Here is a 23,687-nt window from a genome sequence, read left to right as displayed (position 1 = left end):
TGTCATGAGTGAAGCAATTTCAGTACGTAAACAACGGATAGCCAGGAAACGAGGACCAAATGAATTAACGCCTACAGCGAATTTGTTGGTTAACGTGTTCTTCTGGATATATACCGCAGCTTGTATAATGCCTCTGGTTTTGGTAATCATCGTATCCTTTTCAGATGAAAAGGGAGTTCTCATACATGGCTACAATTTCATACCAGAAGCTTGGAGTTTGGAAGCGTATAAGTTCATGTTCAAGGATTGGCATCAAATCCTGCGCTCCTTCGGAATCTCGGTCTTTCTAGCAACGGTAGGAACAGCGATTAGTTTAGTGATGATGTCACTTTATGCGTATCCGATCTCGCGAAGTGATTTTCCACATCGAAGTTTCTTTTCCTTCTTCATGTTTTTCACGATGTTGTTCAATGGTGGGCTCGTTCCATGGTATCTTGTCTATACCCAGATGCTGGATTTGAAAAATACGATCGCAGCACTTATGCTGCCCTTGTTAGTCTCCGCGTTCTTCGTCCTATTGCTTCGGACATTCTTTGCGAATTCGATTCCGATGCCTTTAATTGAAGCAGCGAAGATTGATGGAGCCGGTGAGGTTCGGATTTTTAGTCAAATTATTATTCCACTCTCTTTACCGGTATTGGCTTCCGTTGGTTTGTTTCAAGTGCTGAACTATTGGAATGACTGGTTCCTCAGTCTGGTGTTCATTTCTGGCAGCAAAAACATCAATCTGCAGTTCATGATGTACAAAACAATGCTGGATATTCAGTTCTTAACTTCGAATGTGCAGGCGAGTCAAGGTTTATCCCAAGCAGGGGGCATGCTACAACTACCAACGGAAACCGTCCGTATGGCGATGGCTGTACTGGGAATAGGACCGATCGTGTTCGCGTATCCATTCTTCCAGAAGTATTTTAAGAAAGGCTTAACGGTTGGAGCAATAAAAGGATAGTTAAACACGGCTTGTACCAGTGTAGACTGGTTTAGCATATAAGAAGAATTGAGATAAAGGGAGGCAATCCATCAATGAAAGCTTTGAAAAAAAGCACGCTTGCACTTCTTACCTTAACGTTTTCGTTATCACTTACCTTGGCGGGCTGTTCGAAGAGTACACCAGAGCCTGCAGCAAGTGCTACTCCAGCACCAGCAACAAGTACAGCACCTGCTGCAACGAAAGCAGCTACAACAGATTTGAAGCCTTATGAAGTGAAACTAGTCTATCCTGGGACACCACAACCGGATCAAGCCAAAGTAGAAGAAGCGATGAACAAGGTTTTGAAAGAAAAAATCAATGCAACGATCAAATTAATGCCAATCGACTGGGGTCAATGGGATAACAAAACGAACTTAATGATCGCTTCTCGTGAAGAGTTCGATATTCTTTTCACCGCACAATGGAATGGTCACGCTGTCAATGTGGGTAAAGGTGCGTTGATGCCGCTGAATGATTTGATTGGTCAATATGGAAAAGGTATCACGGACTCCTTAGATCCAGCGTTCTTGCAAGGTGCAAAAATCAACGGCAAAAACTATGGTGTACCAACGAATAAAGAACTTGCAGCTTCCGGTGGGGTTGTGTATCGCTCCGATATCGCCAAAGAGTTAGGCATTGATATGACGGCTGTGAAGACGATGGCAGATCTGACTAATGTACTGAAAACAGTTAAAGAGAAAAAGCCAGAAATGACAGCTTTCTTCCTGCGTGACGGGGATAACCTGAATGCGCACTATTTGGCACAGTATGACTATCTGGGTGACAGCACGATTCCAGGTGTTATTATGAAAGATGGCACAGATACAAAAGTGATTCCGAAATGGGATCAACCGCGTTACAAAGAAATTTTGAAATTAACACGTGATTTTATGCAAAAAGGCTATATCAATAAAGATGCGGCTACGACACAATTGTCGGGTCAAGATGCTTTGAAATCCGGTAATGTGTTCATGATTACATCTTCATTGAAACCAGGTAAAGACAGTGAACTTGCGAATGCAACGAACTTGGTAGGCAAGCTTGGTCAAATCGAGTTGACACCACGTACCATTTCTACTGGCGACACAGCGGGTTCCATGCTAGGTATTTCCGTAACTTCGAAGGATCCAGCTCGTACGATGATGGTGATTAATCTTTTGCACACGGATAAACAATTGAACAATTTGATCAACTTCGGTATCGAAGGCACGCATTACACGAAAGTGTCTGACAACATTATTAAAGCAACAGATGCAGGCAAAAATTATGCACCAGGAGCTGCATGGCAGTTCGGAAACCAATTCTTGAACTACTTGTATGATAATGAAGATCCACAGAAATGGGATAAATTCAAAGAGTTCAATAAATCGGGTAAAAAATCACCAGGTTTAGGCTTTACGTTCGACTCCGAGCCCGTTAAAACACAAGTGGCTGCAGCAGTTAACGTAGGCAAAGAATTCGATGCAGCGATGGATACGGGTTCTGTGGATATGGATGCTTCCTTGCCGAAATATCAAGATAAAATGAAAGCAGCAGGGATTGATAAAATCATAGCTGAAAAGCAAAAGCAATTGGATGCTTTCTTAGCAGCTTCGAAGAAATAAAACGTTCTATGTAGAAGGAGCCGGACTCAGCAATGAGTCTTGGCTCCTTTTGTTTGCAGACATCTATGACTAATTACCAAACAAAAGTCATTGTTACGATAACAAGCAGAACGAACAGAACAAGAACAACTGCAGCGGACGACGTACCACCATAACCTGCACCAGCACCTACAGCAACACCCATTTATGTCACCCCCCATCTTCAGGAATGCTCTTCCGCAGAAGCGAATGAGAGACAATACTATCCTATGGAGAGATGTCACGATTTGCTTGGGTGTTTCGCCTAAATCTATTGAGATATTCACGACTTTTGGGCTAGAGCCTATTTTTGGAAAAAGAGGGCGTGAAGTTGAACAAGTGACAGTAGCCTTCCATATGGTAGAAAAAGAACGTAATGCCATTGCGGAGGTGTAAGGGCTATCGATTACTTGGATATGTTAGCGAAGCTCGGGATAGGAAACGCACATCCCGGGGGATTTGGAGAAACCATTGAGCAACTGAAGAAATATCCGATCGACAAAGGGAAAAAGGTGTTGGAAGTTGGCTGCGGAACAGGTAGAACGGCCTGTTATTTGGCAGAGCAAGGCTGTGATGTCACTGCCATTGATATACGTCCGGAAATGATCAACAAATCCAAAATTCGAGCTGAGAAGCAAGGGGTCCAAGTGAATTTCTTAATAGGGGATGTTTGTCAGCTGCCGTTCGAGGCTAATTCTTTCGATGTCGTGATGGTGGAATCTGTTACGAACTTTGCAGATGCTCAGAAAGCTGTATCGGAGTACTATCGGGTACTAAAACCAGAAGGAAAGTTATATGACCGAGAAGTGATTAAAGTAAAAGATATGACGCCAGGTATTCATAGGGCGCTTTGCAGCTTCTATGGGGTCAGTAAGATCTATAAGCTGGAAGAGTGGCAAGAGTTACTGGAGAGCAATAAATTTAGCAGCGTCACTTCGACAGGAATCCATCCCTTCCCATTAACGATGTTCGAAGATCAGGTTCAGCATCCAGATCCTGTTCATTTATCTGATCGACAATCCTTCATGGATCCCCGTGTATGGCAGATCACAGCTCGATATGATGAGCTTGTCGGCAAGTATCATCCTTATATGGGTTACACCCTTATGATTGGCTCCAAGGACTAAGGACACAATAAGAAGCAGGATAATGATTCCTTCATGGCGAAGCATATGAGAAAGATTTTCATTGGAGGCTGCTTCTTTTGAATGTAGACGTTATTACAGAACGAATTTCGAACCGTAAAGCTAAGGAAGTTTATGAGCTGATTACACGTCACACGACGGTATCGAAAATAGATTTATTAGACCAAAGCGGTATGACGGTCTCGACGTTAACACGACTTCTAGAGGAGTTGACGAGTCAGGGACTCATATTGGAGTCCGGCTTTGGTGCATCTACGGGCGGGCGTAGGCCGATTTTATATGAGAAGAATCCGGCCTATGCTTATATATTTGGTGTGGAGATCTCGCGAACATTGTCCAAGTTAGTATTTGTAGATTTAGGGATGAACAAGCTGGATACGAAGAGTTGGGCGATGACAGAAGTTATGACTCCGGAAGTATTACTTCCCCTCATTACCAAGGAAGCACAGCGTATGTTAGCTCACCATGGCATCGAAACTTCGCAGGTGTTGGGTATTGGGATTGGAGCGGTGGGTCCTTTAGACCGATTATCCGGGGTTATTCTGGAGCCATCTTATTTCCCAGCGAGCGGCTGGAGACATGTGGACATTTGCAGATGGCTGAGTGAAGAACTGCAAATTCCTGCGCTGCTGGACAACGGAGCGAATACTGCGATTCTTGCGGAATCCTGGCAGCAACGGACGGAGAGTTATAAGCATCTTCTTTATATTCATGCAGGGGTAGGCTTACGTTCCTCGATGGTGTCAGAAGGCAAGGTCATCTATGGAGCGGTCGATATGGAAGGTTCTGTGGGGCAAATGATCATTCAAACCGATGGTGTTGCCCATCGTAACCAAACTGGCAATTATGGCGCTTTGGAATCCTACGCTTCACTGTATGCGATAGAGAAGGCTGCGAAATCTGCCTTGAAGCAAGGGAAAGCTACCGAGTTAGTACATATGGTCGAAGATCCAGAGCAGGTTACTTACCAGCATATTATGGAGGCTCTCAAAAAAAATGATCCCCTGGCCGTGGAGATCGTGACGGAGGCTGCGACCTATTTCGGGATCGGCCTGGCGAATTTATTAAATATTTTGCACCCGGAGAAAGTGATCATCGGGGGGCCATTGATAACAGGCGGGGAATTGTTCTTCCAGACCGCAACGCAGGTTGCGATTCGCAAGACTTATTATTACCCCGCCTATCAGGTTATTTTTAGCAAAGGACAGCTTGGTGATGAAGCATTAGCTATTGGAGCTGCCGTGATGGTTATGAATCAGCTGGTTAAAGCTTAGTTTCTATTAGGAAGGCGAACGGTAGTCCATTGATTTAAGCGAAGCTTCCTTCAGAAAGGCAAGAACTAGTTCATTGAAGGCTTCTGGTTTCTCCATTGGTGTTAAATGGGAAGCAGACGGAATGACGTGAAATTTAGCGCCTGGAATTTGATCAGCCATAGACTTCATAACATCCGGCGGCGCGATTGCATCCTGTTCGCCAGCGATGACGAGGGTTGGAACAGAGATCGTAGGCAGGAGGTCTACCGAGTCTGCGCGAAAGGCCATCGCGATGCTGGCGTGGACAAGTCCTTCGGCTGGCATCCTGTCCATAATCACTTTGAGGGAATCAATCAGCTGCGGTTGCTCTTGAAGTGTGGCTGCTGTCACAAGTTTAGGCAACATGGCATCTCGAGCTGCCGCGGCTCCCTTATCATACAGAGAGACAGCCATGTTCATACGATTTTTCCGTCCTTCTTGTCCATCTGGCTCGGGGCGTGTATTGGCTAGAATCAACGCTGAGAAGCGTTCAGGCGCTAGACGAAGTAAAGCAAAAGCGACATAGCCACCCATGGAGAAGCCTCCTATGGTGGCTTTTTCTATGCGTAATTCATCCATAAGAGCAAGAATATCTTGCGCATATTGTGTGATAGACATCGGTGTAACTGGCACATCGGATTGACCCATGCCACGGAAATCAGGTGTAATTACGCGGAAGTGTGCAGACAAAGTCTCCAATTGTGATTGCCACATCCGATGATCCAAAGGAAAGCCGTGAAGGAGGATAACAGGAGCTCCTTGACCTTGATCTTGAACGAACAATTCGGTACTATTTACGTGTTTTTTCATTGTTTTTCACCCTCCAAGGACCTGTTTTTAAAAAAAATAGCGAAAAAGTTATGTCTTCATACTTTCATTATGGTTAACTCATACTTACTTAACATTTCATTGCTATTCTCTGATTATACCTTTAGTACTTCACCAAGAACAGGCAAAATGAAACATTTACATATAAGAAATGGGGTTTATTATATGACTAAAAAACCATGGTCTACTCAAGAACTGGACAAACTAATTCGCCTTTCCTCGGAGTGTCCACCAGTTGTCATTGCTAGAGAACTATCACGTCCTGTTACATCCGTTCGCAAAAAAATGCGTGAAATGGGTGTCAGCTATGTATCGGGTGAGCAATGGAAAAAAAGTCAAATTCAGTACCTCATTTCGGATGAAGGCACTTCATACAAAAACAAACATAAGTTAACGCAAGAATCAAATGAAGAAGGATTTGAATCACCTGTACTAGATGAGTTCTGGACAACCCTTGTGAAAATGGCTCGTGTAGCTAAAAAGAGGGGGAAACGAGTCGATGTCCTTTCGTTTATCGATACATACCGCAAGATTCGTATTGGCGGCTAAATTCAACTATATAAACTTCTGAAGGTGAAATCCGTTGCGACGCGATTTGACCTTTTTCTTTTTTGGTGATGATAGGTGGTTGCAGGGGGGAATATTGGTGAATTTGTGGATAACGGACGCAGGAGACGCTATTTGGGCAAAATGAAGGTGTATGCTTGCCTAACGGACACAGGAGTCGCTATCCGGCAAAAATCGGTAATAATGCAGATTAAAATGATCGTATAACGACGCTCTTGTCCGTTAGATTCTAGAAGGAGTCGTTTGGGTAAGGATAGCGTCTGTGATGTCCGTTAGAGTGGGATGAAAGATGCAAGATGAAAGATGAAAGATGAATGATGAATGATGAATGATGAATGATGAATGATGAATGATGAAAGATGAATGCGGAATAATGAATGATGAAAGATGAAAGATGAAAGATGAATGCGGAATGATGAAAGATGCAAGACCAAAGATGAACGATGAACAGATAAATTTATCCATTTGTAATCTAATTTTAAGGTTAATACGTTATGATAGATGTAAAACAATCGTGTACGTATTTCGTGAAGGATGTGGCCGAAGGTGGAGTCAAAAAGAGGCTGGCTGAAGCAATCGTTTGGAAAGCGTTTAAATGCGCTACATAGCTGGAATGCTTGGATTGTGGTGCTTCTGACGGTGACAGGGATCGTGCTCAGTATTGGTGCGATCCGGGGGGATCTTGGTGCATTTCGGGTGACGCTGAAGCAGCTCCACATTTATTTGGGTGTCGCTTCTGTGATTCTCATGATTCTGTATGCACCGATGATCCGCAAACATTGGCACCAAATTCGCGCGCGCCGCAACCAACGCGCGAATTTGGTGTTTGTGCTCGCGCTCCTGATCGGCTGGGCCGCATCAGGCGTGATCCTGTGGCAGTTCCGGCACATGCCACCAGGTTTGAACAACGCGGCACTCTTCGTGCATGACCTGCTTACCTGGGTCGGAGTGCCGTATGCCGTGTACCACGCCATCTCGCGCAGCCGATGGCTCAAACGCCAGCAGCGGCTTGAGCAAGCCGCTGCCAGCAGGCCGCCTGCCGCCGCGAGCGTCGCAGCGGCAGACGTAGCCCCAGTGGCGACCGAGGACGCCACTGCAGGGCGCACAGCAGCGCAGGCGGTTATCGCCGCGCTGAAGGAATCGCCGATCACACGCGCCTCCTTCCTGCGACTCGTCGCAGGGGTGCTGCTCGTGATCGCGGTCGGTCCCGCCTTTTATCGCTGGATAAAAGGCGCATTCGATACCGGCGGGTCGTCGACCGCCGAGTATGTGGCGAACGACGGCAACCGGATGTTGCCGCCGCCAGAGCCATTGCCCGACTCCGCCGCTGTTGTAGGCGGAGGGGCCAAAGGGAATTTCCGCATCTATACGGTGACGGAAATTCCGACGTTCTCTTCAGACACCTGGAAATTTGCGATTTCAGGTCTCGTGGATAAACCTAATGCATGGAACTGGGAACAGTTCTTGCAGATGAAACGAACGGTACAAGTGAGTGACTTTCACTGTGTGACGGGATGGTCGGTATACCAATGTACATGGGAAGGCATTCCATTGAAACAGCTATTAGCGGCGGCGGGTGTTCAAGCATCGGCTAAATATGTGAAATTTTACTCAGGCGATAAAGTATATACGGATGCACTGTCGTTGAGCCAGGCCAACGGAGATGATATCTTGGTCGCCGTCTTGATGGATGGGAAGCCGATTCTTCAGCAACTAGGTGGACCGGTGCGACTAATTGTACCTCAGATGTACGCTTATAAATCAGTGAAATGGCTCCAAGGCATTGAGTTAATCGAGAAAGAGCACATGGGGTATTGGGAAGTGCGGGGGTACGATAATGATGCATGGGTCGGTAAATCAAACGCCTAACATAGCATCAGTGTAGTTGAAGGGGCACTGACTTTTCGCAAAAATTTTGGTATAGTAAGGGCAAAGAATCCGGTTCGGAATAAGGAGCATTTGCCATGCAAATTACATCTATCAATGTGGGGTTACCCCAGATTATAACTTATCAAGGTAAAGAGCTGACCACGGGGATTTATAAGACACCGGTCAGCTCCTCTTTGTTTGTATCGAAGGAACAAATAGACGGGGATGGGCAGGCCGATCTAACGGTTCATGGCGGTGTTCATAAAGCCATCTGCGTGTATCCAGAAGAGCATTATGCTTACTGGGAAAATGTGAGGGGTCATTCATTGGACGCTGCCACCTTCGGTGAAAACTTGACGATTCGCGGTTTGCAGGAGCATGAGGTTTGTATTGGTGATCAATTTGCCATTGATGAGGTTATCGTGCAGGTTTCACAGCCTAGGCAGCCTTGTCATAAGCTAGCCAAACGCATGGAATGGCCAGAAGCAACGCTGCACGTTCAGCAAACGGGATATACAGGCTATTATTTTCGTGTACTGAAAGAGGGCTACATTGCACCGAATTCCAAGATGAAACTAATTGCTAGGGATGAAGCGGGTGTGACGGTTGCGTTCGCCAATCAGATCAAGTATCACGATAAGTATAATATCGATGGAATCAAAAGAGTGCTGTCTGTAGATAGCCTTTCGGATAGCTGGAAGCAATCGTTTAGGAAACGATTGGCGGAGCTCGAGGCATGATAACGGGTGTTATACTTGCTGGAGGCTTGAATCGCCGCATGGGTGGAAAACACAAGGCACTTCTACCTGTGCAGGGCGAGGCTATTCTCCTAAGACAACTGAAAGAAATGTCGCATGGATGTGAGCAAATTATTGTAGTGACCAATGACATGGAAACCCTTCAGCCGTTGCTAATGGGAGTAAAAGATATTGACGTGCAGTGTGTGAGTGACCATTATATCCAAAAGGGTCCGTTAAGCGGCATTCACGCTGCCATGAAAGTCGCAATCGGGTCTCATGCATGGGTTGTTGGGTGTGACATGCCTTTTATATCTGTAGAGGCTGCTAAGGTGATGGCTGAAATGTGCCGCAATTCTAATAAAGATGCAGTTATACCTGAGATTGAGGGCCGCCTGCATCCCCTGCATGGGATTTATGCAAGAGAGGTCGGGCCTGAGGCCGAGCTCTTGCTTCAGCAACACAACTACCGATTGATGGGGCTGCTAGAGCATTTGGATTGGCAGTCTGTGGATGGGGATTATTTGCTTCAACGCGGTCTGCGAACGAATTTCGTTACCAATATTAATACCCCAGAAGAATATGAGTATATGTTAGAAAATCTACCATTGTAATTCATTTTTCTAGAGAAAATGCTTAATAATCTAGGATTTTGTCAGGAAATATGCCATAATGGACAGAGAGAGAAGGTGAACTCCGATGCCAAAGCTGTTATTGGATCGTTTTGGACGGATGCATGATTACCTGCGCATCTCAGTGACAGATCGTTGTAATTTGCGTTGTGTATATTGTATGCCGGAAGATGGAATGGAATTTGAACCGGACGAGAAGCTGTTAACTTTTGATGAAATAACCGAAATTGTTCGAATATTAGCTGGACTTGGCGTTCGCAAACTACGATTAACCGGGGGAGAGCCGCTGGTTCGTAAAAACTTGGAGCAGTTAATCGGCAGATTATCACAGATTCCAGGTATTGAAGATATAGCATTGACTACGAATGGGATTTACTTTGCGTCACGGGCTGAGAAGCTTCGGGCAGCAGGGCTAACTCGTGTAAATATTAGTTTGGATTCCTTGAGGGCAGATCGGTTCTCATTAATCACTCGTGGTGGTGATATTCGTCGCGTGCTTGCTTCCATTGAAGAAGCCTATCGTGTAGGGATTACGCCGATTAAACTGAATGTGGTATTGATGAAAGGTATCAATGATGATGAGATTGCTGATTTCTTACAAATGACGATTAATCGACCGATTCAAGTTCGGTTTATTGAATATATGCCTATCGGTCATCAAGATGAGGAATGGAAAAAGCGCTATTTATCTCTTACAACGGTTCTCGATCGCTGTAAGGAAATGGGTTGGGAAGCAACAGCTTCGAACGCGGTTTATGGAAATGGTCCAGCACAGAATTATCGCATAGAAGGTGCGTTAGGCTCATTCGGCCTCATTCATCCGATTAGTGATCACTTCTGTGAAACCTGCAACAGGCTGCGGCTGACGGCAGATGGCAATATCAAGCCATGCTTATACTGGTCGGACGAATTTAATGTGCGAAAATATATCGGGGATGATGCTGCCGTGGAAGACTTGTTCTTCCGAGCACTAGACATTAAACCACAAAATCACGAGATGGCTCAGGCTTTGATGAATGAAGAACAGTCGCATACACCAACTAATCGTCGCATGTCACAAATCGGCGGTTAGCTAGCGGACACAGGGAGGCATGGGAGGCAAGTGAGCAGCGAAATGAAGCTTAGGTTTGGCCGTAAAGTGATCTCGGTCGATGAGGCACGAGCCACACTTTACGAATACGTTAAACCCACAGAGACGGAGACTGTTTCGCTTCCTACGTCTTTCGGCAGAATGCTAGCAAGGGATATTTATGCGGATCATGCGGTGCCACATTTTCGCAGATCAGGTGTAGATGGGTATGCTGTGCGTTCCCAGGATATCGCTGCGGCGACTCCGGACAGTCCGATTGTATTAGATGTGATTGAGCGAATTCCAAGCGGTACTGTACCTATGTATACGGTTCAAGCAGGGATGGCTGCTCGTATCATGACCGGTGCTCCTGTTCCAGAGGGTGCGGATACGGTAGTGATGCTGGAGATGACGGATTCCTTGCAAGATGAGTCACTGTCGTCATTGAATGCCAAGGTGAAGATTAAGAAAAATGTGCAAGCGGCAAGTAATATTACACCCATCGCTGGTGAAGTTCCCCATGGGGAATTAGTAATCCCGCAGGGCACTCGAATTGGTCCAGGTGAAGCCGCGATACTAGCAACGTTCGGTTTCTCTAGGGTTGAGGTGTACCGAAGGCCAAGAGTGGCCATTTTCTCAACAGGCTCAGAGCTCTTACAAGTCGAACAGGAGCTGCAACCAGGGAAAATACGTAACAGTAACAGTTATATGTTAGCGGCTCAAGTGGAAGCAAATGGGGGAGCAGCCCTCATCATGCCAGCACTCTCAGATGATCCTGGGCAGGTGGAAGCCGCACTTGAAGCTGTACTGCCTGATGTCGATCTTATTCTGACTTCTGGCGGTGTCTCGGTTGGTGATTACGATGTGCTCGTTGATGTATTCGGTCGATTCGATGGGAAGCTATTGTTTAATAAAGTAGCGATGCGTCCAGGCACACCAACGAGTGCTGCGTTATGGAAAGGCAAGCTGCTTATGGCGCTGTCAGGTAATCCTGGGGCTTCGTTCGTGGGCTTCGAGTTATTCGCTAAACCCATAATTAAAGCAATGTTAGGGAGCGATCGTCCCGAGGCGGAAGAGTTAACAGCCTTCTTGGATGTTCCCTACGATAAACCTTCCGCTTATCCGCGTTATATCCGAGGGACAACACGAGTGGAAGCAGGATGCTTATGGGTAAGACCCGCTGGCATTGATAAATCGAGTATCATGGTATCGATCAAAGATGCGGATTGCTTGATTTGGCTGCCAGCCGGAGGGCAGGGCTATCAACGTGGTGATGGCGTGAGGGTGTATACAACGCGATAATGGAAATGAACTTATCTCTTATATATCTGAAATATTGGATGCAAAATGTGAGGAAGAACAAAGAACATCAACAACCTATATCATCGCAAGTTTGGCGCTAACAAGTAACCGTCTATCATGAGGGGAAGCTGTGGCGTCTTTTTTTTGTATGGTGAACAAGTGTCACTCCAATCCCACGCACCAAGCCAAGGCTCTATTAACACCTTCCACCTAGTAATAGATGTATTTTATGTAGTTAATTCTATGTATCTAGTGGAAATAAGAGGAATTGATGTATTTTCTACAGTTATTTTTCATCGATAGGGGCTGATTAGTCAGAATAATGGAAATTAGATGTAGGTTCTCCAGTTAAACTGAATGTGGAGGGAATATGTCCTAAAATAGCTGGAGTTTTTCCAGTTATTCTAATTCTCGGACCACAACAATAGAGAGAGAGGGGCCGAAAGGGATCAAAAAGCCCAGTCAGAATAAGACATGAACTTTTAAGGGGGAGTCTGCATGAAGGAAACACATCTCATGAGCATAGGACTCGACATCGGAACTTGTACTACGAAGCTCGTTGTAAGTCGGCTAACGCTGACGGAACGCGGTTCATCGCTTACCATTTCACATGATGAAATCACCGAAAGAAAGCTCTTGTACGCGAGTCCGATTTATCGCACGCCGCTGCTTGATTCGATCACGATAGATGCCGCTCAGCTGACGGAATTTCTCGAAAGGGAGCTCGCAAATGCAGGTGTAACACTTGCTGAGATTGGCAGCGGAGCGGTTATCATGACGGGGGAAACTGCGACGAAAACGAACGCGGAAGCGCTATTACATGGTCTTGCGGAACAAGCAGGCGCTTTCGTTGTGGCAACGGCGGGGAGTGATTTGGAAGCCATCATGGCCGGTAAAGGATCGGGAGCTGCTGGCCGTTCGCATACGCTCCATAATACGGTCGCCAATATGGATATCGGGGGCGGCACAGCGAATGTGGTCTGGTTTCAGAATGGCATACCGATTGCGACGGTAACCTTTCATATGGGAGGAAGCGTTGTTCGATTGCAAGCTGATGGAAAAGTGACTTATGTGTCCTCTGCCATTCAGCGTTGGCTTACTGAGCATGGCATTTTAATTGTGCCAGGTCAAAGCGTCGACATCCACGAGCTTCGAGTGCTGGCACGTTGCATGGCTCGGGTTGTAGGGCAATTTGTAGCAGATCGTCAAGAAAAGGCGGGTGCTGAGCTTCTGCTTCTAGGTCAGCGTCCCCCTCAGATTCCGTATGCAGATGAATGGATGCTGTCTGGCGGTATTGCAGAACTGCTTACACGTCCAGCAATTATGGAGCTAGCGGAGGTCACAGCCTATAACGATATCGGTCCCTTACTCGCACAAGCTATTCTGGAGACCTGGACAGAGCTTGGTTTTCCTCTGGTAAAAGCAGGTCACATGCAACGGGCTACGGTTATTGGAGCGGGCTTGCAGAGCGTGGAGCTCAGTGGATCGACCGTTCATGCAGATGCAGGTACGCTGCCCATGCGTAATGTACCGATTATGAAGCTCCATTTACAACAGGAACCAGTTAGACTAGCTACCGCATTAAAGGATCTGTTTCAACAAGCAAGTCAACTCTACGGAACATCGAATCAGGCGCCATTTGGGATTGCACTTACTACAGAACAGGAGCAATCCTTTACCTATAAACAACTGCAAGTACTTGCGGGCCAATTGATCCCTCAGTTGACTTTCCATTTTACACATCATCACACGATAGTCATGCTTTGCGATCAAGATATGGCCAAAGCACTAGGCCAATTACTCTCACTGGGTTGCCAAGGGAGCCCTCGTATTGTTTGCATCGATGGCATTTCTTTGGATTTCGGTGATTATATCGATCTTGGCGAACTGATCGGAAATCGAACGATTCCAGTAATCGTCAAAACACTGATTTTTCCAAATGAGACTTCTGAGGTGCGTCTATGAAATTGAAAACGTCGATGAAAGGCCATGTCTACGAATTCGGGGGCTTGAAAGAAGTGTTCGGTAAGGCAAATGAGGAGCGCTCTGGTGATGACTTGGCAGGTGTCAGTGCCTCTCATCTCAAGGAAAGGATTGCAGCAAAGGCTGTACTTGCCGAGCTCCTCCTCACAGAGATTCGAAATCACCCTTTATTGCCTGCTGAAGAAGATGAGGTATCGCGGATGATGGAAGAAAGTATTGATGAAACGCTCTATGCATCTATTAGTCAATGGTCAGTTGCGGAGCTGCGCGAATATATCCTGCGAACGGAAACGACGGGAGAGGAGCTGCTTCGAATATCGAAGGGACTTACGAGCGAGATGATTGCTGCTGTTGCCAAAATCATGACGAATCTGGATCTTATTCAAGCAGCATCACGTATTGAAGTACGAACTACGTGTAATACCGAGATCGGACATAGAGGTACATTGAACAGTCGAGCGCAGCCCAATCATCCCACAGATTCCTTGGAAGGCATGAAAGCTTCGCTATATGAGGCACTGAGCTATGGGATTGGCGATGCGGTTATTGGGATTAATCCCGTAACGGACCATCCACAGACGACCAAAGCACTGCTAGAAGCAACGAAGGAAGTCATGGAGATGTGGCGTATCCCAACGCAAAACTGTGTGTTGGCCCATGTGACGACGCAGATGGAAGCAATCAAGCAGGGAGCAAGGGCTGATCTTATTTTCCAGAGCTTGGCTGGTACGGAGAAAGGCAATCGTGCTTTTGGCATTCACAAGGCGCTTCTCGATGAAGCGGATGCTTTGATTCATAGCCAGGGCAGTGCGACGGGGCCGAATCGGTGGTATTTTGAAACAGGTCAGGGTTCGGAGCTATCTTCAGAAGCGCACCATGGCATTGACCAAGTGACGTTGGAAGCGAGATGCTATGGTTTAGCTAGAATCTACAAGCCTTTTTTGGTTAACACGGTGGTAGGCTTTATCGGTCCAGAGTACTTGAATAATAGCAAGCAAGTTATACGTGCAGGCATTGAGGATCATTTTATGGGCAAAATGCATGGTCTCCCGATGGGGGTGGATGTGTGCTATACCAATCATATGAATGCCGATCAAAATGATATGGATTCCTTAGCCGTTATGCTGGCTTCTGCTCATGTGAATTTCCTGATAGGAGTACCTATGGCGGATGATTGCATGCTCAATTATCAATCGCTCAGCTACCACGATATTGCGACTTTGCGCGAGTTGTTTGGGCGTACGCCAGCACCTGCATTTCAAGATTGGCTGCAAGACATGGGCCTTTGGTCGAACGGTACACTAAGTCCGCTTGCTGGTGATCCTAGGTTATTCTGGCAAGGAGGTGGGAAGCGTGGATGAATTAGCTCGGATGCAAGCACTAACTCCGGCACGCATAGGCGTTTCTAGATCTGGTACACGTCCCTTAACGAGCGAGTTGCTTGCTTTTCGATGGGATCATGCAAGCAGCGTAGATGCCGTGCAAAGTGAAGTGAGTTCTGCTCTTTTAGCCGAAATGGGGTGGCTCATCGCTGATTCTTGTGCAGAAACCAAGGATGTGTATTTGAAGCGTCCCCAGCTCGGGAGAATATTGAAGGCCGAAAGCAAACAGGAGCTATTAGCGAAATGTCAGCTTAGGCCACAGGTGCAAATCGTAGTATCTGATGGCTTAAGCGCAAGTAGTATCGAAGCGAATATACGTGACCTGTATCCTGCCTTGCTGGATTCCTTGCGATTGCGAGGCTTGGCAGCGGGAACGACCATCTATGTAAATCGCGGACGGGTAGGCTGTATGGATGCTATTGGTGACTTGCTAAATCCAGAATGCCTTGTGCTGCTTATTGGTGAGCGACCTGGTCTTGTGACGGCGGAGTCGTTAAGTGCTTACATGTGTTACAAGCCAAGAACGGGGAGAACGGATTCGGATCGGATGGTTATTTCGAACATTCATCGTGGTGGAACGCCAGCCATGGAAGCGGGTGCGTATATTGGAGGAATGCTGGAACAAATCCTGAAGCAACAAACGAGTGGTATCGATTTTAAATGAAAAAGCCCGCCAGCGAAAGCTTCATGATAAGAAGCTTCCGCAGGCGGGGCTATTTTCTCAGGTAGGAGATAGTCCTAGTAGAATGTAGCAAGAATGATAACTAACAGTACATAAAGAACAAGAATTAAACCTACGGAATTTCCGTATCCTGGCGTTCCACCAACTACAGCTGACATCGTATCCCCTCCGGTTATAAAATCATATGGGTTAAACACTATACAGCATATGTAGGTGGAAACCCTGTTGATTGGACATATGCCCTTATTGGGTAGAACATTCACCTACAAAAAAAGCTGCGCATGAGTATTTCCTCATGGCAGCTTTCTTGATTTAATTAGGAATTTGATACACTTTAATCTTCTGGAAGCCAAAGCTCTGTAATGATTTCCTTGAGCCTGGAATGAAGATGTCCATTCGATTTCCTTTAATGGAACCACCCGTATCTGTTGCGTAGACGTACATACCGCCTGTAGGAAGCCCATTAAACGAATAGCCTTCAATGTAAAGCTTTGTACCAAGTGGAATGACGGAAGGATCAACAGCTACAGTGCCGATCGCTAGTGGGTTGCCCATGTAATCAATGGCACCATACCCGCCATTTTCAGAAGGATCTGCTGAATAAGCTGTAGATTCAAATACTTGATAATCAGGTGCATGTTTCTCGCCATCTTTACTTAAGATAGCTAGATTACTACTTGCATCCCACTGAACAGGTACGCCTGCAGCCGTGGAAAGGAAGCGAAGAGGCACATATACACGTCCATTTTGATACTGAGAAGCTCCGTCCAAGATGACCGTTGTATCATCAATGCTAGCTTCTTTTTGCCCTGAAACCAAGGTAATCGTATGATTGTCGTTATTGAGTGTGACCTTAATCTGATTGCCATCTTTCTGCCAATTCACCGTATATCCTAGCTTCTCCGTAACAAATCGAAGCGGGACTTGGGTCGTGTGGTTGCCATCTAGAAATGGCTGTGCATCAGGAAAATGGATCAGGTCATCATTGACTTGCACTTTCACTGCCATTGCAGCTGCTTGAGCTGTAAATGGGGAAAGAAAGCCTCCAGCCAATACTGCTAGTGAGACAGCTAGGCTAGTTAACCCTTTGGTAAGCTTATTCAATTGGTAATCCTCCTTCTTGAGCCTTCGAGGTTAGTTGACGGGTTCGGGAAGAAGGTTCTCCCTAGTCTGCTCCAAGCTGAAGCAAATATTCACCCCAAGTATTTCGTCCCCCGTACTAGTACCTAATTTATGCACTAGACTCGGCTTCAAATATTTTAGCATCACCGGCATGCCAGGACAACGACCAAAATATGGTTGTGACCGTTCATACTAGACTTAGGTCTAGGTTCAAAAACAGTCGATAGTCGGTTTTAGACTCTCAGAAATTAAGCTACCATAAGAGTATGATGATGGATGAGGGGCGATTGAACATGAATAATAATAAGAATCGAGAAATTGATCCTACTAATATAATTGATCGTATTGGTAAAATGGCTGAAACCGTTTGGCACGAGACGATCGGCAAAACAAATCCTGGCACTTCTGATCACGGCCAGATAGCTCAGCTTGAGGAGCGCTATGAGGATGCGCTGCAGGCAACGATTGCGCTGCGCAGTCACATCGAGCGAGCGGAAGAGATGGCGAAGCTGCGCGGCGAGCAGGCCGAGCTTGCGATGCGCGCTGGCGAAGAAGATCTCGCGCGGCTTGCCCTGCAAGAGAAGCTGCGCGAGGAAGCCGCGAGCGAGCATTACCGCGCGCAGTACGCGAGCAGCCAGGACTTGTGTCTGGCACTCGCAGAGGAACTGCGCGTGCTGCGTGCTGGGCACGCAGCCGAGGATGTGCAGCCGCGCGGCGGGCTGCACAGCAAAGAGGCTCGCGACACGTGGCGCGAGCTGGAGGTCACCGGCCGCGAGCTCGGCCGGGAGGCGTTGCAGGGGCTCCGCGTGGCGGGCCGCCTGTCGAAGGAGACGCTGAAGGAAGCCGGTGGCAACCTTCAGCATGAACTGCGCGTGCTGCGCAGCAAGCTGCAGCACGAGTGGCAGCAGGAGCAGCGCTCTCGCGGTGAGCGGGATCCGCGCGATAGCAAATAGTCTTGGACGTTGGCCTCCACGAAAGCAAACCCTTGCGCTATAAGGATTTGCATCTTGGAGGTCGTCCATTCTTATGGTATGCTAGGAGTCGTATGAACGAAAGAGAAATGGCAGCCAGAGGAGGTGCATCGATGGGAGAGGAAACGAAAAATAACCGCAGCCGGAATACAGCGCTTTTGCTGATTGGAGCCGGTGTTTTTTTGCTTCTGGAACGTACCATAGGCTTTTTTCCCGTTATCGCCGTAATCCTTATTTTGCTGGGCATTCATCGCGTTCGTTCACGCAAAGAGAACAAGGGTTATGTGCTGATGGGGATTGGTGCCGTCATTTTATTCGGTGATCATCTCACCATTGTCATTTCGGTAGTGTTGATTTCATTAGGTTTGTTTTTCATTCGATCCAAGCAAGTTCATAAAGATGATACCTATACCCAAAAGCAAAAGATTGTCGATAGCGTTCGCCTAGGCCGTGAGCCATGGATTCAACGGAATACCTCGACTTGGTACTTGGTGGGAGAAACGTACATGGATCTTTCCATGGCGATTCTAGAACAAAAAGAAACGACAGTTATCCTACAGGGTGTTGTAGGAGATATTGATATAAAGGTGCCTGATGATATCGGCGTTTCCGTAACGGCTTCCGTCATGCTAGGCCAGCTTCAAATCGCAGAAGAAAAAGAGGCAGGTGTGATGAATAAGGTAGTTTGGCAATCGCAGAATTATGGGCATTGCGACCATCGGGTGAAACTCGTACTCTCTTTTATCGTAGGAGATATCAAGGTCAAAGTATTGTAACTTTCATAAATAGTAGAGCGTTTTGTTTCACATATACATGGCTATATTTTTGGATAAACGAGACCGTCTTTAGAGGACAGTGTAGCCGTTTATTTCAAGGGGGTTCTTCACCAAGTGGACGGCTACAAACGACGATTAACAAACATGATCTGGCGCAGCATGGGAGAAGCCATCCTTTTTAGCTTCGCCGTTTTCGGAGCTATGCTGTATTTTCTGAATTCAAGTCATTTGATTGAGCCCTTTACCAGTTGGCAGCAGGGAGTCAAGTTCTCGTTCATGGCTTTGTTGATTCTGGGTGTAATTGGGGCAGTATTCGGTTACTGGAACAGTTCTAAGGTGACACGTAGACTTGAGCCCATGATGGAGACGATGATTTTATTAGAAAAAGGGACATTTGCCCGAGAAGGCTTTCAAAACGGGGATGACGATGAGATTGGACGCTTAGGCGAACAACTCACCCGTATTATGAAGCGATGGGAAGAGCAAGTGACCTCCCTTCAACGACTGTCGAATAGTAATGCTGAGCTTACCGAGAAAGCCAAGCTTTCGGCGGTTATTGAAGAGCGTCAACGCTTGGCGCGCGAACTGCATGATGCGGTAAGTCAACAATTGTTTGCTATTTCCATGACAGCTACGGCTGTTGGAAGGACGCTGGATAAAGATTTTGAGAAAGCGAAGCGGCAGATTCATCTGATTGAAGAGATGGCTTCCGTCGCTCAATCGGAAATGAGAGCATTGTTGCTGCATCTGAGGCCGATTCATCTTGAGGGGAAACGACTGTCGGAGGGACTCGTGGAGCTCTTGAAGGAGCTAGCGGCCAAGGTTCCTATGGCGATCAGTTGGGATATGGATGAGGAAATCCGTTTGAATAAAGGGATCGAAGATCATTTATTCCGAATCGTGCAAGAGGCGCTTTCGAATGCCCTGCGTCACTCTAAGGCGAATAAATTGGAAGTGAAGTTGCTGCATCGTTCAGACGGCATCCGCTTGGTGATCCGCGATGACGGTGTTGGTTTTGAGCTGGATGCGAAGAAGCTGACTTCTTACGGCATCGTGTCCATGAAGGAACGCGTGAACGAAATCGGCGGTTCAGTGGACATTATTACAGCGCCAGATCGAGGAACGCGTATCGAGATTCGAGTGCCAATTTTAGCAACCGATCCTCAATTGATCGAGAATTAGCATCGTACATAGAGAGGAAGAAACGAATGGACGACACGTTAATTAAAGTACTACTAGTCGATGATCATGAAATGGTTAGAATTGGACTTGCTGCTGTTCTAGGGACCGAAGATGGAATTGAAGTCGTTGGCGAAGCGAGCAATGGGCACGATGGCATTCGTTTAGCCCAGGAATATCGTCCTGATGTGGTGCTGATGGATCTTGTTATGGAAGGTATGGACGGCATTGAAACGACAAGGAAATTATTGCAGTTATACCCTGATTGTAAGGTCATTGTATTGACTAGCTTCTTAGATGATGAGAAAATGTATCCAGTTATTGAAGCTGGTGCTTTCAGCTATTTGTTGAAAACCTCCCGTGCCTCCGAAATCGCGCAAGCGATTAGAGCCGCGGCCAAAGGTCAATCCATTCTGGAGTCGCAGGTGGCTTCGAAAATCATGAATCGCTTCCGTCAACCGAAGCCGGTTGCTGAGCCACATGAAGATCTAACGGACCGCGAGATGGAAGTACTTCGCTTGATTGCGAAGGGCAAATCGAATCAAGAGTTAGCTGATGATTTATTCATCGGCGTGAAGACGGTGAAATTCCACGTCACCAACGTTCTATCCAAGCTTGGCGTAGAAGATCGCACGCAAGCGGCGATTTATGCTTTTAAGCACGGACTGGCGGAATAAGGCAAGGGAGCGATAAATTTGAATGTAGTCAAACAGATTTGGAGCTGGTTTGGTTCCATTGCGATATCCTTTGTTTTAGTCGTTTTTCTAGGTGTTTTTGTATTTCAATCTACCAGAGTTAGCGGCCATTCAATGGATCCGACATTACATGATAGTCAGCGCGTGTATGTTTCGAAGTTGTCGCATACCTTTCACTACGAGCCTAATTATGAAGACATCGTCATTATCGACTCTAGGGTTGAGATGAAGCGCACTTTTAAAAATGATTTGTTGGACAGCCCATTGCTCAGCTTATTTGTTCGAGGCGATGATAAGCATGTATGGATCAAGCGTGTGATTGGTAAGCCAGGGGATCAGCTTGAGCTTAAGGATAATCAGATGTACCGCAATGGTGAGCTGCTGAATGAGTCTTACATCAATGAGGAAATGAGAGCGAACGGGAACAAAAAGTGGACCGTCCCAGCTGATCATATCTTCGTGATGGGGGATAACCGGAACAACAGCATGGATAGTCGTGTTATTGGCTATATTCCTATTGACCATGTGCTAGGTAAAAAGCTATTTTAAATGGAAAAGGCTGTATCACCCGTAGAGGATTCTACTTGGGGATATAGCCTTTTGTGTTGTAGTTTGCCAGAATCGGCTTGATTGGTCCCTTTAGATGTAAAATATACAGTTAAATTTGCTGGAAGTAGCTTGAATCGGTAAATAAATGGAAAATGTACAGCTAATTATTCGCTTTTGAGCTCAATGGGGTGGAAATGGGAGCAATAGCTGGAGTTTTTCCAGTTAAATGCGAATAAGGGATCAAAACTGTGAAAATAGCTACATGTTTTCCAGTTAATGTTGAATGGAGCAGCTCTCAGAGGTGGTAGTGATGTTTGTGTAGGTGGCAGAGCAGCTCCCCGAGGGGAGGGCCGTTTGTGTGTGGCGCTGCTCCTCTAGGGTGGAGAGCTGTTTGTTGGATTCAGCGTAGCTGATCCTATCGCAGCAGGGCTGCTACCATGCCTCGGAGTACTCCCCCGCTCATATCTTCGCATCCAGCAATATCCCTCTCATCGGAACGGGCAAATACGCCTCAAGCCGCGATTGATATTGGCCATATGGCTTAAGCGGTGATGTAGAGAGTTGAAACAACGAGACGGAAGGCAGTTGCTGTAGATGATCAATATTATGGACTAACGAGCTTGCGAAGTTGGTGAGATCTAGCAAGTTTTTGCGATTAATGCCATTAGGTTGATTAAGTTGCTTCTCTAGGACTTCAGGTTGCAAGGTTAATTTGCCGTTATCGCTTTTGGTGATGCCAAGATCATGCAGTGTGCTGGGCTTTGCTGCCCCTTCGAGACCTTGAAGGAGTCTGTGACTCACGTAGTCAGGTGAATCCCCTAGCTGATCTTGCAACTCATTGTATGTATGAATAAACGATTGAAGGTTCTGGGTGATGTCGGTTTGGGACTCTTTAGTCAGGGTGAACGCAGTCGTGTTAACGAGTGTCTGAGCGGATTGTTTGACGTTGTTCGTAGATTGAACTAAGCCAGCTACGTCTTTGGCCGCGGTCTGTGCAAACTGCTTGTAGGCGAGTTGCTCATAGGGTAAATCCAACATTCGCCGTATGGTATTCGTTTTGCCTCCGCTGACCGCACTTACAGCGCTAACACGGTAATAGTCTTTATGAGTTTGATACCTGTTCACCGCCATGACGGATGGGTAAGCATTGATCATTACGATCACCTCATTTCATATACGTTAAGTATATCACTCCAGTAGACTGGGGTAAATTGGTAGTAGTGGGGTCAATTACGGGATTACCTACATAAGATAGCATTATTGCTTCTTGTGGAGGCGGTGCCATGTGATACGCAAACGGTTGGCTACCATTGATGACCCTGCTATATATCGATTAGTTGTTGAACAATTAGTTCCTTTTTCTAGAATGTATGATTCAGGTAATTCTGTTACTTACTCGGAGATACGAAAGCGACTGAATGCGAATAAAACGTTCGTCATCGCCAAAGGGTACAAACGGCCTTATGGCTTTATCTCGGTCATTCGCAAATCGAGTAAGCTCTTCATAGATATGCTGGCTGTTGATCCGCGTGAGCAGGGTAAAGGCATTGGACATACACTTATGAAGGCTGCAGAAGACTACGGGCTTAGTGAACGTTGCCAAACGGTGGAGCTATTTGTTGATGACAGCAACCCGAAGGCGATACGATTTTATAGTAAAAGAGGGTATGAAATTGATTCTTATGTACCTGAGCTAAGCTGCTATCGGATGAATAAAAAATTGAAACGTTGAGAACGGGGCTGTAGATGAGGATGAGCAAAGCATCCACAGCCTTGATATGCGTTATTCACTAAACATGGCGGCAATATAGTCAATTTGAATATCTACTGGACCCGTTGGTCTATCTGGTGAGGCTTGTAATGGCCCTCCAAAACGGATGAGACCGAAGGAAGACAACCCATCTTCTGGAGCTGTTTGAGCAGGCGCATCTGGTTGAGCTTGCTTCTTTTTTCCCTTCTTCGCAGGTGTTGGTTTGGTGCTTTTGGAAGAGGACTTGATGCTTGGTTTTTGATTGTCATTGAGGATGAGTTTGTTTTTCTCCACGCGACTGACGATTCCATATATCTCTGACCCATTCGTTAAGTAGACAAGAACGGGCTTTCCTACAAGGTTTTTGCAGCTTTTTTCGGTGATGGGATGAAAGGGTTGCATGACTGAGGGCACCTCCGTATTCGTATGTACTGTTAGCCTATGCCGTACTGAAAGTAACGGTATAGACGAATGTCTAGTTTCTCATAAGAAAATGTTATGAGTTAAAATGTGTATATAAGTTGAATAGCTTGACAATTTTAGGTATGCTAAGCATATTAACTAA

Annotated in this window: 25 protein-coding genes and 1 riboswitch; of the genes, 19 read left to right on the top strand and 6 right to left on the bottom strand. The window is 46.4% G+C overall.

Features of this window, described 5'->3' with window-relative positions:
• Nucleotides 1-4 precede the first annotated feature (4 nt).
• Both HQN88_RS33015 and HQN88_RS33010 read left to right on the top strand, forming a co-directional pair.
• Nucleotides 5-949, top strand: a complete 945-nt coding sequence (locus HQN88_RS33015) for a carbohydrate ABC transporter permease (RefSeq protein ID WP_056618820.1) — start codon at nt 5-7, stop codon at nt 947-949.
• A gap of 74 nt (nt 950-1,023) precedes the next feature.
• On the top strand, nt 1,024-2,574 hold the full coding sequence (locus HQN88_RS33010; protein WP_173120299.1) for an ABC transporter substrate-binding protein: 1,551 nt from the start codon (nt 1,024-1,026) through the stop codon (nt 2,572-2,574).
• Between the two features lie 73 nt (nt 2,575-2,647).
• Here HQN88_RS33010 and HQN88_RS37415 read toward each other — a convergent pair whose 3' ends face one another.
• Nucleotides 2,648-2,758 carry a YjcZ family sporulation protein gene (locus HQN88_RS37415; RefSeq protein ID WP_216855909.1) on the bottom strand — a complete coding sequence of 37 codons (111 nt, stop codon included), beginning with the start codon at nt 2,756-2,758 and terminating at the stop codon, nt 2,648-2,650.
• Between the two features lie 250 nt (nt 2,759-3,008).
• On the opposite strand from HQN88_RS37415, the gene HQN88_RS33005 reads away from it, so the two are divergent.
• Both HQN88_RS33005 and HQN88_RS33000 read left to right on the top strand, forming a co-directional pair.
• Nucleotides 3,009-3,719: a class I SAM-dependent methyltransferase gene (locus HQN88_RS33005; protein WP_246320601.1), complete on the top strand. Its 711-nt coding sequence runs from the start codon at nt 3,009-3,011 to the stop codon at nt 3,717-3,719.
• A gap of 77 nt (nt 3,720-3,796) precedes the next feature.
• Nucleotides 3,797-5,011, top strand: a complete 1,215-nt coding sequence (locus HQN88_RS33000; RefSeq protein ID WP_246320595.1) for an ROK family protein — start codon at nt 3,797-3,799, stop codon at nt 5,009-5,011.
• A 6-nt stretch (nt 5,012-5,017) separates the two neighbouring features.
• Here the strand turns inward: HQN88_RS33000 and HQN88_RS32995 are convergent, their stop codons facing one another.
• The gene (locus HQN88_RS32995; protein ID WP_173120297.1) at nt 5,018-5,839 is read right to left on the bottom strand and encodes an alpha/beta fold hydrolase; all 822 of its coding nucleotides are present in this window, start codon (nt 5,837-5,839) and stop codon (nt 5,018-5,020) included.
• A 183-nt stretch (nt 5,840-6,022) separates the two neighbouring features.
• On the opposite strand from HQN88_RS32995, the gene HQN88_RS32990 reads away from it, so the two are divergent.
• From HQN88_RS32990 to eutC, 9 genes are all read left to right on the top strand, one after another.
• Entirely contained in the window at nt 6,023-6,406 is a 384-nt protein-coding gene (locus HQN88_RS32990) for a hypothetical protein (RefSeq protein ID WP_171629288.1), read from the top strand.
• A 1,092-nt stretch (nt 6,407-7,498) separates the two neighbouring features.
• Complete coding sequence (locus HQN88_RS38525; protein WP_337995171.1) at nt 7,499-8,293, top strand: molybdopterin-dependent oxidoreductase; 795 nt, start codon at nt 7,499-7,501, stop codon at nt 8,291-8,293.
• 95 nt (nt 8,294-8,388) lie between these two features.
• Nucleotides 8,389-9,033: an MOSC domain-containing protein gene (locus tag HQN88_RS32980; protein ID WP_173120293.1), complete on the top strand. Its 645-nt coding sequence runs from the start codon at nt 8,389-8,391 to the stop codon at nt 9,031-9,033.
• Nucleotides 9,030-9,644 (top strand): molybdenum cofactor guanylyltransferase, encoded by a 615-nt coding sequence (mobA, locus tag HQN88_RS32975; protein ID WP_173120291.1) that lies wholly within the window; start codon nt 9,030-9,032, stop codon nt 9,642-9,644. Before HQN88_RS32980 ends, mobA begins: the two co-directional genes overlap by 4 nt.
• An 85-nt stretch (nt 9,645-9,729) precedes the next feature.
• Nucleotides 9,730-10,734 carry a GTP 3',8-cyclase MoaA gene (gene moaA, locus HQN88_RS32970; RefSeq protein WP_173120289.1) on the top strand — a complete coding sequence of 335 codons (1,005 nt, stop codon included), beginning with the start codon at nt 9,730-9,732 and terminating at the stop codon, nt 10,732-10,734.
• Nucleotides 10,735-10,764: 30 nt separating this feature from the next.
• Nucleotides 10,765-12,033: a molybdopterin molybdotransferase MoeA gene (locus HQN88_RS32965; protein WP_274318813.1), complete on the top strand. Its 1,269-nt coding sequence runs from the start codon at nt 10,765-10,767 to the stop codon at nt 12,031-12,033.
• A gap of 498 nt (nt 12,034-12,531) precedes the next feature.
• Complete coding sequence (locus HQN88_RS32960) at nt 12,532-13,998, top strand: ethanolamine ammonia-lyase reactivating factor EutA (protein ID WP_173120287.1); 1,467 nt, start codon at nt 12,532-12,534, stop codon at nt 13,996-13,998.
• Nucleotides 13,995-15,377, top strand: a complete 1,383-nt coding sequence (locus tag HQN88_RS32955; protein WP_173120285.1) for an ethanolamine ammonia-lyase subunit EutB — start codon at nt 13,995-13,997, stop codon at nt 15,375-15,377. Before HQN88_RS32960 ends, HQN88_RS32955 begins: the two co-directional genes overlap by 4 nt.
• A complete protein-coding gene (gene eutC, locus HQN88_RS32950; RefSeq protein WP_274318814.1) occupies nt 15,370-16,062 on the top strand; it encodes an ethanolamine ammonia-lyase subunit EutC in 693 nt (230 codons plus the stop codon). Before HQN88_RS32955 ends, eutC begins: the two co-directional genes overlap by 8 nt.
• Nucleotides 16,063-16,136: 74 nt before the next feature.
• On the opposite strand, the gene HQN88_RS32945 is transcribed toward eutC, so the two are convergent.
• Nucleotides 16,137-16,238: a YjcZ family sporulation protein gene (locus HQN88_RS32945; protein WP_173120283.1), complete on the bottom strand. Its 102-nt coding sequence runs from the start codon at nt 16,236-16,238 to the stop codon at nt 16,137-16,139.
• A 154-nt stretch (nt 16,239-16,392) separates the two neighbouring features.
• Nucleotides 16,393-17,184 carry a stalk domain-containing protein gene (locus tag HQN88_RS38240; protein ID WP_173120281.1) on the bottom strand — a complete coding sequence of 264 codons (792 nt, stop codon included), beginning with the start codon at nt 17,182-17,184 and terminating at the stop codon, nt 16,393-16,395.
• Between the two features lie 4 nt (nt 17,185-17,188).
• A riboswitch (cyclic di-AMP (ydaO/yuaA leader) is annotated at nt 17,189-17,340 on the bottom strand.
• Nucleotides 17,341-17,495: 155 nt separating this feature from the next.
• Here HQN88_RS38240 and HQN88_RS32935 point away from each other — a divergent pair.
• From HQN88_RS32935 to lepB, 5 genes are all read left to right on the top strand, one after another.
• The gene (locus HQN88_RS32935; protein ID WP_173120279.1) at nt 17,496-18,155 is read left to right on the top strand and encodes a PspA/IM30 family protein; all 660 of its coding nucleotides are present in this window, start codon (nt 17,496-17,498) and stop codon (nt 18,153-18,155) included.
• 131 nt (nt 18,156-18,286) lie between these two features.
• The gene (liaF, locus tag HQN88_RS32930; RefSeq protein ID WP_173120277.1) at nt 18,287-18,949 is read left to right on the top strand and encodes a cell wall-active antibiotics response protein LiaF; all 663 of its coding nucleotides are present in this window, start codon (nt 18,287-18,289) and stop codon (nt 18,947-18,949) included.
• Nucleotides 18,950-19,063: 114 nt separating this feature from the next.
• A complete protein-coding gene (locus tag HQN88_RS32925) occupies nt 19,064-20,131 on the top strand; it encodes a sensor histidine kinase (RefSeq protein ID WP_173120275.1) in 1,068 nt (355 codons plus the stop codon).
• A gap of 26 nt (nt 20,132-20,157) precedes the next feature.
• Nucleotides 20,158-20,805, top strand: a complete 648-nt coding sequence (locus HQN88_RS32920) for a response regulator transcription factor (protein ID WP_068668351.1) — start codon at nt 20,158-20,160, stop codon at nt 20,803-20,805.
• Nucleotides 20,806-20,823: 18 nt separating this feature from the next.
• Nucleotides 20,824-21,372 carry a signal peptidase I gene (lepB, locus tag HQN88_RS32915; RefSeq protein ID WP_171629274.1) on the top strand — a complete coding sequence of 183 codons (549 nt, stop codon included), beginning with the start codon at nt 20,824-20,826 and terminating at the stop codon, nt 21,370-21,372.
• 459 nt (nt 21,373-21,831) lie between these two features.
• On the opposite strand, the gene HQN88_RS32910 is transcribed toward lepB, so the two are convergent.
• A complete protein-coding gene (locus HQN88_RS32910; RefSeq protein ID WP_173120273.1) occupies nt 21,832-22,527 on the bottom strand; it encodes a hypothetical protein in 696 nt (231 codons plus the stop codon).
• Between the two features lie 130 nt (nt 22,528-22,657).
• On the opposite strand from HQN88_RS32910, the gene HQN88_RS32905 reads away from it, so the two are divergent.
• Complete coding sequence (locus tag HQN88_RS32905; protein WP_173120271.1) at nt 22,658-23,104, top strand: GNAT family N-acetyltransferase; 447 nt, start codon at nt 22,658-22,660, stop codon at nt 23,102-23,104.
• A gap of 51 nt (nt 23,105-23,155) precedes the next feature.
• Here the strand turns inward: HQN88_RS32905 and HQN88_RS32900 are convergent, their stop codons facing one another.
• A complete protein-coding gene (locus tag HQN88_RS32900) occupies nt 23,156-23,524 on the bottom strand; it encodes a hypothetical protein (protein ID WP_173120269.1) in 369 nt (122 codons plus the stop codon).
• Nucleotides 23,525-23,687: the final 163 nt, after the last annotated feature.

This window comes from Paenibacillus qinlingensis (assembly GCF_013204845.1).
Lineage (GTDB): Bacteria > Bacillota > Bacilli > Paenibacillales > NBRC-103111 > Paenibacillus_E > Paenibacillus_E qinlingensis.
The sequence above is the reverse complement of the archived record's forward strand: the minus strand, read 5'-3'. Positions and strand labels throughout refer to the sequence as shown.

Bases quoted from the DNA above. Each gene is read 5' to 3' on its own strand.
- HQN88_RS33015 (WP_056618820.1), top strand. From the start codon at position 5: ATGAGTGAAGCAATTTCAGTACGTAAACAACGGATAGCCAGGAAACGA.
- HQN88_RS33010 (WP_173120299.1), top strand. From the start codon at position 1,024: ATGAAAGCTTTGAAAAAAAGCACGCTTGCACTTCTTACCTTAACGTTT.
- HQN88_RS37415 (WP_216855909.1), bottom strand. From the start codon at position 2,758: ATGGGTGTTGCTGTAGGTGCTGGTGCAGGTTATGGTGGTACGTCGTCC.
- HQN88_RS33005 (WP_246320601.1), top strand. From the start codon at position 3,009: ATGTTAGCGAAGCTCGGGATAGGAAACGCACATCCCGGGGGATTTGGA.
- HQN88_RS32995 (WP_173120297.1), bottom strand. From the start codon at position 5,839: ATGAAAAAACACGTAAATAGTACCGAATTGTTCGTTCAAGATCAAGGT.
- HQN88_RS32990 (WP_171629288.1), top strand. From the start codon at position 6,023: ATGACTAAAAAACCATGGTCTACTCAAGAACTGGACAAACTAATTCGC.
- HQN88_RS32980 (WP_173120293.1), top strand. From the start codon at position 8,389: ATGCAAATTACATCTATCAATGTGGGGTTACCCCAGATTATAACTTAT.
- mobA (WP_173120291.1), top strand. From the start codon at position 9,030: ATGATAACGGGTGTTATACTTGCTGGAGGCTTGAATCGCCGCATGGGT.
- moaA (WP_173120289.1), top strand. From the start codon at position 9,730: ATGCCAAAGCTGTTATTGGATCGTTTTGGACGGATGCATGATTACCTG.
- HQN88_RS32960 (WP_173120287.1), top strand. From the start codon at position 12,532: ATGAAGGAAACACATCTCATGAGCATAGGACTCGACATCGGAACTTGT.
- HQN88_RS32955 (WP_173120285.1), top strand. From the start codon at position 13,995: ATGAAATTGAAAACGTCGATGAAAGGCCATGTCTACGAATTCGGGGGC.
- HQN88_RS32945 (WP_173120283.1), bottom strand. From the start codon at position 16,238: ATGTCAGCTGTAGTTGGTGGAACGCCAGGATACGGAAATTCCGTAGGT.
- HQN88_RS32935 (WP_173120279.1), top strand. From the start codon at position 17,496: ATGAATAATAATAAGAATCGAGAAATTGATCCTACTAATATAATTGAT.
- liaF (WP_173120277.1), top strand. From the start codon at position 18,287: ATGGGAGAGGAAACGAAAAATAACCGCAGCCGGAATACAGCGCTTTTG.
- HQN88_RS32920 (WP_068668351.1), top strand. From the start codon at position 20,158: ATGGACGACACGTTAATTAAAGTACTACTAGTCGATGATCATGAAATG.
- HQN88_RS32910 (WP_173120273.1), bottom strand. From the start codon at position 22,527: ATGATCAATGCTTACCCATCCGTCATGGCGGTGAACAGGTATCAAACT.
- HQN88_RS32900 (WP_173120269.1), bottom strand. From the start codon at position 23,524: ATGCAACCCTTTCATCCCATCACCGAAAAAAGCTGCAAAAACCTTGTA.